Origin of the sequence: Desertihabitans aurantiacus, from assembly GCF_003344635.1 — a bacterium.
Taxonomy (GTDB): domain Bacteria; phylum Actinomycetota; class Actinomycetes; order Propionibacteriales; family Propionibacteriaceae; genus Desertihabitans; species Desertihabitans aurantiacus.
Map to the genome: position 1 here is coordinate 1 of NZ_QPKK01000095.1, position 12881 is coordinate 12881.

The following is a 12881-nucleotide window of genomic DNA, read 5'->3' on the forward strand; positions in this document are numbered from 1 at the left end:
CCGGCCGCGCCGTCGGTGCTGCTGGTCGACCGCCCCGGCTCGGTGCAGGCCGACCTGCGGCTGGGCGGGCCGGCGGTCGACCGGCGCGACCCGCGCTGGGCCGACCTGCGGGTGGCCGCCACCGCGGTCGGCGGCTCCTTCCTCAGCCGGCTGAACCGGGTGCTGCGCGAGGAGCGGGGCTACACCTACGGGGTGCACCTCGGCCTCAGCCCGCACCACTCCGGTGGCAGCTGGACGGTGGCCGGGTCGTTCCGCACCGAGGTGGTCGGGGCCACGCTGACCGAGCTGCGCACCCTGCTCGACCTCGGCACCGCCCCGCTGGACGCCGAGGAGACCGGAGCCGCCGTGCGCCAGCTCGCCGGGCAGGGCCCGATGCGCTGCGCCACAGCCGAGGGCGTCGTCGACCAGGCCGCCTCCTCGCTGCTGGCCGGGCTGCCCGCCGACCACCTGGACGCCGAGCTCGCGCGGCTGCCGGAGGTCACCTGGGAGTCGGCCACCGCCGCCTACACCGAGGTGGTGGACCCCGCGGCGGCCAGCCTGGTCGTCGTCGGCGACGCCGCCGCCCTCGCCCCCGCCCTCACCGCCGCCGGATACACCGACGTGGAGGTCGTCAGCAGCTGACGCCCGTCCCGCGCGCCGGAACACCACCCGTCCGACGGGTGGGCGGAGAATCGAGTCGTGACCAGTGACCCCGCCACCGACGCCGCCCGGCCGCACGTCCTGCTCCTGCACTGCCACGACCTCGGTCGGCACCTGCACTGCCTGGGAGCGCGCACCGTCACCTCACCGCACCTCGACCGGTTCGCCGCGGACGCGGTCGTGGTCGCGGAGATGTTCGCCACCGCCCCCCAGTGCAGCCCGTCGCGGTCCTCGTTGTTCACCGGTCGCTGGCCGCACGCCAACGGCGTCCTCGGGCTGACCCACGCCGCCTTCGGGTGGGACCTGCACCCCGACGAGCGGCACCTCGCGCAGCGGCTCGGGTCGGCGGGGTACCGCACCGAGCTGGTCGGCGTCCACCACGAGTCCCGGACGCAGGCCGACGACCTGGTCGCCGAGCGGCTCGGGTTCGACCGCGTCCGCACCGGCGGGCACGCCGAGGTCGTCGCCGAGCGGGCGGAGCAGGCGATCGCGGCGATGGCGGCCTCCGACCGGCCGACCTACCTCCAGGTGGGGTTCCACGAGCCCCACCGCGACCCGGGCCGGCGCGACCCCGACGGGGTGATGGGGTTCGTCGGTGACCACGTCGAGCCGGACACCGAGCGCGGGGTCGAGGTCCCCGGCTACCTGCGCGACGACGAGTCCGCCCGTATCGAGATCGCCGAGCTGCAGGGCGCGATCCGGCACCTGGACGCGGCGGTCGGCCGCGTCCTCGACGCGCTCGACCGCGCCGGCCTGCGGGAGTCGACCCTGGTGGTGTTCACCACCGACCACGGGCTCGCGCTCCCCCGGGCGAAGTGCACGCTGTACGACCCGGGGCTGGAGATCGCCTGCCTGGTCCGCTGGCCCGCCCGCGGCTGGGCGAGCGGACGCCGGCTGGGAGGCCTGCACTCCAACCTCGACGTGACGCCGACCCTCCTCGATGCGGTGGGAGTCGCGGTGACGGACGGCCCTCCGCTGCACGGACGGTCCTTCGCCCCCGCGCTGGACGGCCGAGCCGTCCCGACCGCCGGGCGCGAGGAGGTCTTCGCCGAGCTGACGCACCACGACTACTACGACCCGCGCCGGTGCATCCGCACCCGCGACCACAAGCTGGTCGCCAACTTCTCCTCCGCACCGGGCTTCATGGACTCCAGCCAGTCGTGGACGCCCCGCACGTCGGTCCACCCCGACGCCGACCACCCGCACACCAGCAGCCACCCGGCCGTGGAGCTCTACGACCTGCGGACGGACCCGCTGGAGCTGCACGACCTGGCCGACCACCCCGAGCACGCCGCCACCCGGGACGACCTGCTGCACCGGCTGCACCGGTGCATGCGCGAGACGGACGACCCGCTGCTGACCGGAGCGGTCGCCCCGCCGCTGCACGAGCGCACCCTGGCCCTGCTGTCGGGTGCGGCCGGCGGCTGACCGGCCGTCCGTCCTGCCGGTGCTACTCCCCCTCGGCCGGACCGGTGCGGACCGTCGGGTCGGTGGCGAACCACAAACCCGTGCGGCAGCTGGGACGCCGCGAAGCCGTGGTTGCCCATCCGTATGCCGGCGGTGCCGCGGTCGGCCGGTCCTGCCGGCGCGTCATCCGACCACCTCCACCCACGCCTCAGCCGGGAGACGGCCAGGCGGGTGCGACGACGGGGTCGGGGAGGCGGGTGGCGATGCCGTCGACGACGAGGTCGACGCCCAGGGCGAAGGTCGAGGCCCGGCGGGGGTCGGCGTCGATGGCGCCGGCGCTGCCGGCCTGCAGGTGCAGCTGCTCCTCCCCGACGTGGCCGAGGACGTAGTGCACGCAGGTCGCCGCCCCGACCCGGGCCAGCTCCTCCGGCGCCCCCGCGGCGCGCAGCACCTCCGCCAGCTCGGCCGCCGGTCCGGCCGCACCGAGGCCGAACGCCTGGGCGGCGGCCACCACCTCCGCGCCGTCGCGGTAGGCCAGCAGGGCGTCGCGGAGGTCGGCGCAGACGGTCCGGAGGCGGTCGTGCCAGCCCCCGGTGCGGGGACGTCGAGGCCCGCGTCGCAGCAGCTCCTCGGCCACCAGCGCCAGCAGCTCCTGCTTGCTCCGCACGTGGTGGTACAGGGCGCTCGGCTGGACTCCCAGCTCGCGGGCCAGCCGGCGCACCGTCAGGTCGGCCAGCCCGTAGTCGTCGAGCACCAGCAGGGCCCGGTCGACGACGTCCTGGCGGCGGTGGCGCACGGCGCTCCTCGGGTCGTGGGCGGTGGTTGACGGCGGTCCGGACCCACCCTAACCTGAACGCCGTTCACCTGAACACCGTTCAGTCCCGCTGCCGAGAGGTCGTCCCGCATGCCCGCACCCCGCCGCCTCTCCGGTGCCGACCTCGGCCTGGTCGCCGGCTTCGCCGCCCTGGTCGCGGTCTGCGCCCTGCTGCCGGCGCTCCGGCTCGGCCCCTCCCCCGTCCCGATCACCCTGCAGACCTTCGCCGTCGTCCTCGCCGGGGCCGTCCTCGGCCCCCGCCGCGGGTTCCTCGCCGTGCTGCTCTACCTGGTCGTCGGAGCCGTCGGGCTGCCCGTCTTCTCCGGTGGCGCGGCCGGGGTCGGCGTCTTCGCCGGACCCACCGCGGGCTACCTCGTCTCCTTCCCGCTGGCCGCCCTGGTCACCGGTCTGGTGGTCCGCCGCATCCCGCTGCGCCGGCTGAGCACGAGCGTCCCGCTGGTGCTCCTCGCCGCGCTGGCCGGCAGCCTGGTCACCCACCTCCTGGGCATCGGCGGGCTGGCGCTGCGGGCCGACCTCGGCCTGGCCCAGGCGTTCGGCGTCGACGTCGTCTTCTGGCCCGGCGACCTGCTCAAGTGCCTCGCCGTCGCGCTGGTCGCCACCGCCGTGCACCGGGCCTTCCCCGACCTGCTGGCCCGTCCGCATTCCACGCGCGACGCCGACGCCGTCGCGGCGTGATCGAGCTCGACGACGTCGAGGTCCGCCGACCCGCCCCCGACGGCACCGAGGTGGTGGTGCTGCACCGGACGTCGCTGGTCCTCACCGAGGCCCGCACCGCCCTGGTCGGGGCGAACGGGTCGGGCAAGTCCACCCTCGCCCGGCTGGTCAACGGGCTGGTCGAGCCGAGCCGCGGACGGGTCCGCGTGCACGGCACCGACGTCGCGCGCCACGGTGCGGCGGTGCGCCGCCGGGTCGGCTTCGTCTTCACCGACCCCGCCGCCCAGCTGGTGATGCCCACGGTCGCGGAGGACGTCGCGCTCTCGCTGCGCCGCCGCCACCCCGACGCCGCCGACCGCGCCACGGCCACGACCGCCGTGCTCGAGGCCCACGGGCTGGGAGGACTGGCCTCCCGCAGCGTGCACACGCTGTCCGGCGGCCAGCGCCAGCTGCTCGCCCTGGCCGGCGTGCTGGCCACCGACCCCGACGTGCTGGTGGCCGACGAGCCGACCACCCTGCTCGACCTCGGCAACAGCCGGCGGATCGGCGACCTGCTGATGGGGCTGCGGCAGCAGCTGGTGCTCAGCACCCACGACCTCGAGCTCGCCGCCCGCTGCGACCGGGCGCTGCTGCTCGACGGCGGCCGGGTGGTCGCCGACGGTCCCGCCGCCGAGGTGGTCGCGCACTACCGGTCGGTGGCATGAGCCCGCGGCCGCTGCCGACGGGGCTGGTCGGCGTCCACCGTCCCGGGAGCACCCTCCTGCACCGCGCCCCGGCCGGGGCCAAGCTGCTCGGGCTGCTCGTCCTCGCCACCACGGTCACCCTGCTCCGCGGGCCGTGGCCGTCGCTGGTGCTGCTCGGGCTGGCGCTGGCGCTCGCGCTGCTCGGACGGGTCGGGCTGGGCGCCCTGCTGCGCTCGCTGCGCGGGCTGCTGGTGGTGCTCGTCCTGCTGGGTGCCTGGCAGACGTGGCAGACCGGCTGGGCGCGGGCCACCGAGACCGTGGCCGAGCTGGTCGGGCTGCTGCTGCTGGCCACCGTGCTCACCACCACCACCCGCGTCGACGACCTGGTCGCCACGCTGGTGCGGGTGCTCGGCCCGCTGCGCCGGCTCGGGGTGGACGTCGAGCAGGTCGGGCTGGCCGTCGGGCTGGTGCTGCGTGCCGTCCCGACCGTGCTCGAGATCGCCGAGGAGACCCGTCAGGCCGCGCTGGCCCGCGGGCTGGAGCGCAGCCCGCGCGCCCGGCTGGTGCCCCTGGTCGTCCGGGTGGTGGCCTCCGCCCGCGCAACCGGCGAGGCGCTGCACGCCCGCGGGATCGGGGACTGAGCCCCGAGCCCGCGCGACGGGTCAGCGGCCGAGCGCGGTGAGGGCCTCCTCGATGGCGACCCGGGCCTCGTCGTTCTTGGCCTGGTAGGTGGCCAGGTCGCCGTCGCGCAGCGCCTGGTCGGCGTCGGCGAAGGCCTGCTCGGCCCGGTCCAGCGCCGCGGCGGCGGCCGGGTTGTCGACCTCGCCGGTCGGCTCCTCGGGGTCGGTCGGCGTCCCACCGCCCGGCTGGCCCGGGACGTCCTCGCCGGTGTCGGCACCGGCGTCACCGCCGAAGACCTGGTCCAGCGCCTCCTGCAGGGTGGTGCCGATCGCCACCGTCTCACCGAACCGGGCGACCACGAAGCTCAGCGCCGGGTAGGAGCCGTCGCTGCCGGCCCGCTGGGTGTAGATCGGCTCGACGTAGAGCAGACCGCCGCCGATCGGCAGCGTCAGCAGGTTGCCGTAGGAGGCCTGCGCCGCGCCCTGGTTGTTGAACGGCCGCAACCGCTCGGCCACCGTGACGTTGGTGTTGATCTCGTTGAACGTCTGGCCCGGTCCGGCGATCTGCTGGGTGTCCGACATCCGCAGGATCCGCAGCCGACCGTAGTCGGGGCTGGAGGCGTCGGCGTTGACGGCCATGTAGGCCGCCAGGTTCTGCCGCTCGTTGGGCACGTAGACGGCGGTCTGGCTGAACACCGGCGACTCGTCACCCGGCCACTGGATCGACAGGTAGTACGGGGTCTCCTTGGCGTTGCCGCCGCGCACCGGGTCGGTCGGGATCCGCCACAGGTCGTTGCCCTGGTACCAGGCGGCCGGGTCGGTGACGTGGTAGCGGGCCAGGATCTCCCGCTGCACCTTGAACAGGTCCTCGGGGAAGCGCAGGTGCGACAGCAGGTCGGCCGAGATCTCCGAGCGGTCCTGGACGGTGTCGGGGAAGGCGTTGCGCCAGGTCTGCAGGACGGGGTCCTCCTCGTCCCAGGCGTAGAGGTCGACGGTGCCGTCGTAGGCGTCCACCACGGCCTTGACCGAGTTGCGCATGTAGTTGACGTCCTGCGACAGCTGGGCGCCCACCGGCAGCAGCTGCGACTCCGAGTCCGAGGTGGCGTCCTGCAGGCTCAGCCGCTGGCTGTTCGGGTAGCTGTTGGAGGTGGTGTAGCCGTCGACGATCCAGACCAGCCGGCCCTCGACGATCGCGGGGTAGATGTTGGAGTCGATGGTCAGCCACGGCGCCGCGGCCTGCACCCGCTCGCGGGGGGTGCGGTCGTAGAGGATCTTGGAGGCCTCGTTGACCCGCTCCGACAGCAGGATGTTGACGTCGGTGAAGCGCATCGCGTACAGCACCCGGTCGAACAGCGACCCGATCGCGACGCCGCCCTCGCCGGAGTAGGTGGTCAGCTGCGGTCCGCCGTCGGGACCGCCGCCGGGGGTGTCGAACTCGATCGGCGGGGTGCCCGCAGGGGCGCCCACGATGGCGTACTGGTCCATCGCCTCGCCGAAGTAGATCCGCGGCTCGTACTCGCTGAGCTCGCCCACCGGCGGGATGTCGCGGACGATCCAGTCCGGCTCACCGCCGACCGCCCGGTTGCCGTAGGCCGCTACCAGGCCGTAGCCGTGGGTGTAGACGGTGCGGGTGTTGTTCCACGAGCGGTTCTCCAGACCCGCGAGGTTGAGCTCGCGGGCTGCTACCACGGCGTCGGTCTCCACGCCGTCGATGGTGTAGCGGTCGACGTCGAGCACCCGCGGGAAGGAGTAGTAGCCACGGACCTGCTGCAGCTGCTCGTACGTCGGGCTGACGATCGCCGGATCGATCAGGCGGATGCCGGGCAGCGCCTCGGCGTCGGCACGCAGCTGACCGGCCTCGGCCACCGTGGTGGCGTCGTAGGTCTCGATCTCGACGTCCTCGACCCCGTAGGCCGTCCGGGTGGCCGCGATGTGCTGCTCGATGTAGGGCCGTTCCAGGTCCGGCTCGTTCGGCTGGACGGTGATGGCCTGCAGACCGACCGGGTAGATCACCGACAGGATCAGCCCGGAGAGCACCATCAGCGCCACCGCCAGCACCGGGAAGACCCAGCGGCGCAGCCAGGCGTTGGCGAAGAACACCAGCGCGCAGATGAGGGCGATGACGGCGAGGATGAGCCGGCCGGTCACCCGGGCGTTCTCGTCGGCGTAGCCGATCGCGGTCATCTCGGCGTTGGACAGCGCGTTGGTGGTGAGCGGGAACCCGTAGCGGTCGAGGAACTGCTGGACGGCGAAGACCAGCAGCGCCACCCCGAGCAGCACCGAGAGGTGCACCATCGCGGCGCGGCTGGTGACCCGCTGGCCGGGGGTGTAGCGCAGCGCGCCGAGCAGGTAGTGCACGATCGCCGCCCCGGCCGAGCCCATCAGCAGCGCGACCAGCAGGAACGAGGCGACCAGCTGGTACCAGGGGTAGTCGAAGACGAAGAAGGACAGGTCGAGACCGAAGGTGGGGTCGACCTCGCCGAAGGGGGTGGCGTTGCGCCAGGCCAGGTAGGTCTCGGCGTTGCCGGCCCCGCTGCCGCCGCCGAACAGCCCGATCACCACGCCGAGGATCACCAGGATCCGCACCAACCGGGACTCGAGCACGTCGCGGGAGCGCTCGAGCAGCTCGGAGTTCGGCGAGGGGGCGCGCAGCCGGGGCCGCAGCCGGTAGGCCAGCGCGACGTTGCCGACCACGATCAGCGCCATCAGCAGGCCGAAGACGAGGAACAGCCCGAGCCGGGTCAGCAGCAGGGTGGAGAACACCCCCTCATAACCCAGCGACTGGTACCACAGCCGGTCGGTCCAGATCCCGCTGAACAGGGTGAACCCGACCACCAGCGTGGCGAGGACGGCCACGGTGGGCAGGAGCGCCCCCCGGGGACGGCGGCGGACGGCGGCGGTACTGCTCACTCGCTGAGTTCCTCTGCTGCTGGGTGGGGACGGGGGTCGGGGCCGTCGAGGCCCTCGTCGGGGTGAAGCGTATACGCGAGCACCTCGGCCAGCCCGGGGACGAGGTCGCTGGCCCCGAGCAGGTCCTCGGGGTGGCTGACCAGCCGGGCCACGCCGTGGCGGTGGCCGCTGCGCAGCACGCCGACGACCACCCGGACGTCCTGGCGGTCGGGGTGCTCGGCCACGAAGGTGGTCGCCTCGTCGGGGTCGTCGGGCACATCGGCGGCCTGGTCGCCGGCGGGCAGGAAGCTGCGCTCGCAGGCCAGCGCGCAGCCGTGCACGGTGGCCGGCCACTCGATCCGCGACAGCGCCCCCACCAGGTCGGCGCCGGGGGCGAACTCCTGCTCCACCGGGGTCAGCGCCTCGGGGAACCCGCCCTCGGCGGTGCTGCGCAGCCCCAGGTGCTCGGCGAGCGCGGGCTCGGCGGCCACCAGGTCGTCGGTGCGCACCAGGGCGAACAGCCGCGGCGCCTGGTCGAAACCCTGCTCCCCCACGTGGCGCTCCAGCTCGACCAGCGCGGCGAGCAGTGCGGTGCGGACGGGGTCGGTGTCGGCGGCCGGGTCGCTCGCGGTCGGGTCGGCGTCCACCGGGTCGGGGTCGGCCGGGTCGGGCGGCTCGGTCACGGGCACGTCGGCAGCTCCTCCGTGGCGCCGGCGTCCAGCGCCTGCATCGCCTCGATCGCCTGCGGCAGCGTCTCGACCGGGACCAGCGTGAGGTCGGTCCGCACCCCGGCGACGTCGGCGCAGTTGCCCTCCGGGTAGAGGAAGACGCTGGCGCCGGCCTCCTCCGAGCCGGCGATCTTCTGCTGGACGCCGCCGATCGGCTGCACCACGCCGTCGGCGGTGATCCGGCCGGTGCCGGCGACGGTGCCGTGCACCAGGGCCCCCGGGGTGATCCGGTCGTAGATCGCCAGCGAGAACAGCAGCCCCGCGCTCGGCCCGCCGATCGCGGGGTCGATGCCGAACTCCACCGACGGCTCGTAGTCGTAGCCCGGGCCGAACTGGGCGCCGACCACCGACACCCCGGCCTCGGTGTTGGAGCTGCCGGTGGTGACCGTGAGCTGGCGCTCCTCGCCGTCGCGCAGCACCCGGAAGGAGATGTCCTCTCCGACCGCGACGGCACGGACCTCCTCGATCACCTGCTCCTTGGTGGTGGGCTCCAGCCCGTTGACGGTGAGCACCAGGTCGCCGGGACTGAGGATCCCCTCGCTGGGTCCGCTGACGGTGACCGACTCCACGGCGGGACGCTCGACCACCTCGACGTCGGCGGCGCGCAGCGCGGCGACGACGGCGTCCACCTGGGAGGTGTCCATGCTCTGCCGTTCCTCGGTCTCGACCTGCTCGGGAGTCTTCCCCGGCGGGTAGATCGACTCCCGCGGCAGGGTGTCGCGCTCGGGCAGCAGGTAGGACAGCACCGCTTCCGGCAGCGTCAGCCGGGCATCCGCCCCGGTCTGGGAGACGGTGGTGATCCGCAGCGACCCCTCCGTCGGGTAGGTCTTCGTCCCCGACACCTCGATCGGCTGCTCCTCCCCCGCGCCCAGCACCTCGTAGGTGCCGCCGGGGGTCCAGCTGACGAAGGGCACCGGGGTGAGCGCGAGCACCAGTGCCATCAGCACGAAGACGGTGGCCGAGACGAAGGCCACCCAGGTCTGACGGGTCACAACCCCACCCACTCCGCGGCACCGGAGCCCAGGTGCTGCTCCTTCCAGATCGGGACGTCCCGCTTCAGCTCGTCGATCAGCTCCCGGCAGGCGGTCAGCGCCTCGGCCCGGTGCGCCGAGGCCGTCGCGACCACCACCGCCAGGTCGCCGACCTCCAGGTGGCCGACCCGGTGCTCGACCCATGCCCGCACGCCGTGCCGCTCGGCCACCGCGGCTGCGACCCGGCCGAGCACCTCCTCGGCCTGCGGGTGCGCGGTGTAGTCCAGCGTGCTGACCGCACGTCCGCCGTCGTGGTCGCGCACCACGCCGACGAACAGGGCGACCCCGCCGCAGGCCGGGTGCCCGACGCCGGCGAGGGCGGCGTCCAGGCTCAACGGCTCGCTGCGCAGCGCGACCTGCCACCACGCGGGGACGGGCGCCGATCCAGACATGGCGCCGACCCTACCCAACCGGGCCACCGGCGGCCGTGTTCGCTCTGAGCAGCAATCCGGCCCGCCGCGCCCCCGGAGTTGGCCGGAACGGGTTGAATGGAGATCCGCCGACGCACAGGAGAGTGACTGACGATGGCTGACGACCGGTCCCCCGGCGACCCGGACGAGCCTCGCGACCGCGACGAGCAGCGCGACGAGGGCGGTCGGGAGCAGGGCGGCACCCCGCAGAACCCGTTCGAGGCGCTCTTCGGCTCCTTCGGGGCCGGCGGGCAGGACATGCAGCAGATGATGGGCCAGCTGCAGCAGATGATCGCCCAGCTGGGCATGGGCCCCGGCGCCACCGCGGACTCCGGGGTGGACTGGGAGCAGGCCAAGGACGTCGCCCGCAAGGTGGCCGCCGGGCTGGGCCCCGACCGCACCCCCGACCAGACCGACCGCCGCCGCGTCACCGACGCCGCCTCGCTGGCCCAGACCTGGCTCGACCCCGCCACCGCGTTCTCCGCCGAGCAGACCGTGCTGCCGGCGGTGTGGAGCCGGGCGGAGTGGATCGAGCACACGATGCCGGTGTGGCGCCGGCTGGTCGAACCGGTGGCCGACAGCATGGCCGAGGCGAGCGCGCAGGCCCTGATGGGCGCCGGCGGCGACGACCCGGCCGCCAACCCGTTGGCCGGGATGGCCGAGATGCTGCGCCCGATGCTGCGCCGCAGCGGCAACGCGATGTTCGCCGTGCAGCTCGGCCAGGCGCTGGGCCAGCTGGCCGGTGAGGTGGTCGGGGTGACCGACATCGGCGTCCCGCTGACCAGCACCAGCCAGGTGGTGCTCCTGCCGACGAACGTCGCCGCCTTCGGCGAGGGTCTGCAGGAGCGTCCCGACGACGTGCTGCTCTACCTCACCATCCGCGAGGCCGCCCGCCAGCGGCTGTTCGCCGAGTGCGTCTGGCTGCGCCCGCAGCTGCTGGCCCTGGTCGAGGAGTACGCCCGCCACATCCGCATCGACATGTCCGCGATCGAGCAGGCGGTCGGCGAGATCGACCTGCAGGGTCTGGACCCGCAGGCGCTGCAGCGGATCGGCGAGGAGGTCCGCGAGGGGCTGTTCGAGCCGCAGCACACCCCCGAGCAGCAGGCGGTCCTGGGCCGGATGGAGACCCTGCTCGCGCTGGTCGAGGGCTGGGTGGACGAGGTGGTCGGCCAGGCCTGCGCGCCCTGGATGCCGGCCGCGCAGGCGCTCGGCGAGACGGTGCGCCGCAACCGGGCGGCCGGTGGCCCCGCCGAGCAGACCTTCGCCAACCTGGTCGGGCTCGAGCTGCGTCCGCGCCGGCTGCGCGACGCGGCCAACCTGTGGGCCGCGCTGCGCGAGGCCCGCGGCGTGGAGGGGCGCGACGCCGTCTGGAAGCACCCCGACCTGGTGCCCGACGCCGCGGCGCTGGACGACCCGATCGGGTTCGTCCGCGGTGACCGGGCCGCCGAGGGCACCGGGGGCGGTGACGACCTGGACGCCGAGCTGGCGGCCCTGCTCGACCGCGCCGACGAGACCGGGGAGGACGGGCCCGAGGACCCGCGCGACCGCTGAGCTAGCCGGTGCCGTCGGGCTCGTCGAGGTCGGACTCCTCCGGCTCGGACCAGCGCTCGCCCCGGGCGCGGGCCTGCGCGTCGGACCAGCCCTGCAGGTAGCCCTTGGCCTCCTGAGCCCGCGGGTAGCGCTCGACCAGTGCCCAGAACGCCGGGCCGTGGCCGGCGTGCACGAGGTGGCAGAGCTCGTGCACCAGCACGTAGTCGACGACCCAGCCGGGCAGCCCCTGCAGCCGGTCGGACAGCCGGATGGTGCCGTCGGCCGGTGAGCAGGACCCCCACCGGCGCTGCTGGTTGCCGACCCATCGCACCGAGCTGGGCCGCGGCACCGGGCTCGCGCCGTCCAGGTGGGCCCGGCACAGCTCCTCCGCCCGGGTGGCCAGCGCCGGGTCCGAGGCGGGCGCCGCGGTGCGGGCCTCGCGCCGCAGCAGCCGCCGCACCATCTCCGAGCGCCAGTGCTCCTCCTGCTGGCGCGACATGTCGGCCGGGATCACCACCACGATCCGGCCGTCCTCGCGGAACGCGGTGACCGAGCGGCGCCGTCGCCGGCTGCGACGCACCTCCACCCGGGCGTCGTCGGCGGGTGCGGGTGGAGGGACCGGCATGGCACCGACGGTAGCCGAGCCCGCCGACAGCCGGGGCCTCGGCGCGTCGCCGTGCACAGGGTTGTCCACACTGTGCACAGGCTCGTCCACAGGGTTGCCCACCACCTGGTGCACAGCGGTCCCCGGTGGTGGACGGTCTTGGTCCAGCCACTTGACGCCCGGCGCCGGGGGCCCTAGCGTCGAGACAACGAAGACCCCCAGATGGTCGGACCGCTCGCAGGGGAAGGCGAACGGCTCCGGAGTTCCTGGGGGTCTTCTCTTTGTCACCGCAGGTGCCCGACCGGAGGAGGAGCTGTGGCCGACGAGTCCTACAGCGGCGAGTTCTACTGCGTGAAGTGCCGCGCCAAGCGGGAGACCACCGGCACCGTCGTGGTCAACGAGAAGGGCACCCGGATGGCCCGTGCCACCTGCCCGGAGTGCGGCACCAACCTCAACCGCATCCTCGGACGCGCCTGACCGCACCGTCCGGGGCCGACCCGGACGTGGCTGTGGACAACCCGTTCCGGACGTCCCCGGCCGGGCCAGGGTGGGAGGGTGAGCGCTGGACGTCCCGACCTCGACCGCCCCCGGCTGCGGGCCGGGCTGGCGCTGACCGTGCGCGACGACGGCGAGCTGCAGGTCGGCGTAGGTGCCGCGGCCCGGCGGCTGCACGGCGTCGGCGCCGACCTGCTGCCGCTGCTGCACCGGATGGACGGCACCTCCCGGCTGGACAGCCTGCGCGGGCTCGACCCACGCGCCCCCGAGCTGGTCGGCGTGCTGGCGGCCGCCGACCTGCTCGAACCGCGCCGCGGCCCGGAGGCCGGCGGAACCGTGCTGGTGGTCGGGGCGGG

14 protein-coding genes are annotated in these 12881 nt (G+C 74.5%); 8 read left to right on the forward strand and 6 right to left on the reverse strand.

The annotated features are described in order from the left end of the window. A partial coding sequence (locus DVA66_RS09565; protein WP_198671627.1) for a M16 family metallopeptidase occupies window positions 1–621 on the forward strand: 621 nt, incomplete at its 5' end. A 57-nt stretch (window positions 622–678) separates the two neighbouring features. Next, window positions 679–2067: a sulfatase family protein gene (locus DVA66_RS09570; protein WP_114559880.1), complete on the forward strand. Its 1389-nt coding sequence runs from the start codon at window positions 679–681 to the stop codon at window positions 2065–2067. Between the two features lie 187 nt (window positions 2068–2254). Here the strand turns inward: DVA66_RS09570 and DVA66_RS09575 are convergent, their stop codons facing one another. Next, complete coding sequence (locus DVA66_RS09575; protein ID WP_114559881.1) at window positions 2255–2842, reverse strand: TetR/AcrR family transcriptional regulator C-terminal domain-containing protein; 588 nt, start codon at window positions 2840–2842, stop codon at window positions 2255–2257. A 108-nt stretch (window positions 2843–2950) separates the two neighbouring features. Between DVA66_RS09575 and DVA66_RS09580 the strand changes: the two genes are divergently transcribed. From DVA66_RS09580 to DVA66_RS09590, 3 genes are read left to right on the forward strand one after another with little or no spacing between them, the layout of a single operon-like run. Then, window positions 2951–3556 (forward strand): biotin transporter BioY, encoded by a 606-nt coding sequence (locus tag DVA66_RS09580; RefSeq protein ID WP_114559882.1) that lies wholly within the window; start codon window positions 2951–2953, stop codon window positions 3554–3556. After that, window positions 3553–4239, forward strand: a complete 687-nt coding sequence (locus DVA66_RS09585; protein ID WP_114559883.1) for an energy-coupling factor ABC transporter ATP-binding protein — start codon at window positions 3553–3555, stop codon at window positions 4237–4239. The genes DVA66_RS09580 and DVA66_RS09585 overlap by 4 nt, the downstream gene beginning before the upstream one ends. After that, a complete protein-coding gene (locus DVA66_RS09590; RefSeq protein WP_114559884.1) occupies window positions 4236–4859 on the forward strand; it encodes a CbiQ family ECF transporter T component in 624 nt (207 codons plus the stop codon). The genes DVA66_RS09585 and DVA66_RS09590 overlap by 4 nt, the downstream gene beginning before the upstream one ends. A gap of 21 nt (window positions 4860–4880) precedes the next feature. On the opposite strand, the gene DVA66_RS09595 is transcribed toward DVA66_RS09590, so the two are convergent. The 4 genes from DVA66_RS09595 to DVA66_RS09610 are packed head-to-tail and all read right to left on the reverse strand — an operon-like array spanning window position 4881 to window position 9878. Continuing rightward, window positions 4881–7748: a UPF0182 family membrane protein gene (locus DVA66_RS09595; protein ID WP_114559885.1), complete on the reverse strand. Its 2868-nt coding sequence runs from the start codon at window positions 7746–7748 to the stop codon at window positions 4881–4883. Further along, complete coding sequence (locus DVA66_RS09600) at window positions 7745–8416, reverse strand: PPA1309 family protein (protein ID WP_232821873.1); 672 nt, start codon at window positions 8414–8416, stop codon at window positions 7745–7747. Before DVA66_RS09600 ends, DVA66_RS09595 begins: the two co-directional genes overlap by 4 nt. Beyond that, complete coding sequence (locus tag DVA66_RS09605) at window positions 8407–9447, reverse strand: YlbL family protein (RefSeq protein ID WP_114559886.1); 1041 nt, start codon at window positions 9445–9447, stop codon at window positions 8407–8409. The genes DVA66_RS09600 and DVA66_RS09605 overlap by 10 nt, the downstream gene beginning before the upstream one ends. Continuing rightward, window positions 9444–9878: a molybdenum cofactor biosynthesis protein MoaE gene (locus DVA66_RS09610; protein WP_114559887.1), complete on the reverse strand. Its 435-nt coding sequence runs from the start codon at window positions 9876–9878 to the stop codon at window positions 9444–9446. The genes DVA66_RS09605 and DVA66_RS09610 overlap by 4 nt, the downstream gene beginning before the upstream one ends. 132 nt (window positions 9879–10010) lie before the next feature. Here DVA66_RS09610 and DVA66_RS09615 point away from each other — a divergent pair, with 132 nt between their 5' ends. Next, the gene (locus DVA66_RS09615; protein WP_114559888.1) at window positions 10011–11447 is read left to right on the forward strand and encodes a zinc-dependent metalloprotease; all 1437 of its coding nucleotides are present in this window, start codon (window positions 10011–10013) and stop codon (window positions 11445–11447) included. 1 nt (window position 11448) lies between these two features. On the opposite strand, the gene DVA66_RS09620 is transcribed toward DVA66_RS09615, so the two are convergent. Further along, complete coding sequence (locus DVA66_RS09620) at window positions 11449–12051, reverse strand: M48 metallopeptidase family protein (RefSeq protein ID WP_114559889.1); 603 nt, start codon at window positions 12049–12051, stop codon at window positions 11449–11451. Window positions 12052–12345: 294 nt separating this feature from the next. On the opposite strand from DVA66_RS09620, the gene DVA66_RS21255 reads away from it, so the two are divergent. Both DVA66_RS21255 and DVA66_RS09625 read left to right on the forward strand, forming a co-directional pair. Beyond that, complete coding sequence (locus DVA66_RS21255; RefSeq protein ID WP_198671628.1) at window positions 12346–12507, forward strand: DUF5679 domain-containing protein; 162 nt, start codon at window positions 12346–12348, stop codon at window positions 12505–12507. A 78-nt stretch (window positions 12508–12585) separates the two neighbouring features. Beyond that, window positions 12586–12881: hypothetical protein (locus DVA66_RS09625; protein WP_198671629.1), on the forward strand; the 296-nt coding region annotated here is incomplete at its 3' end.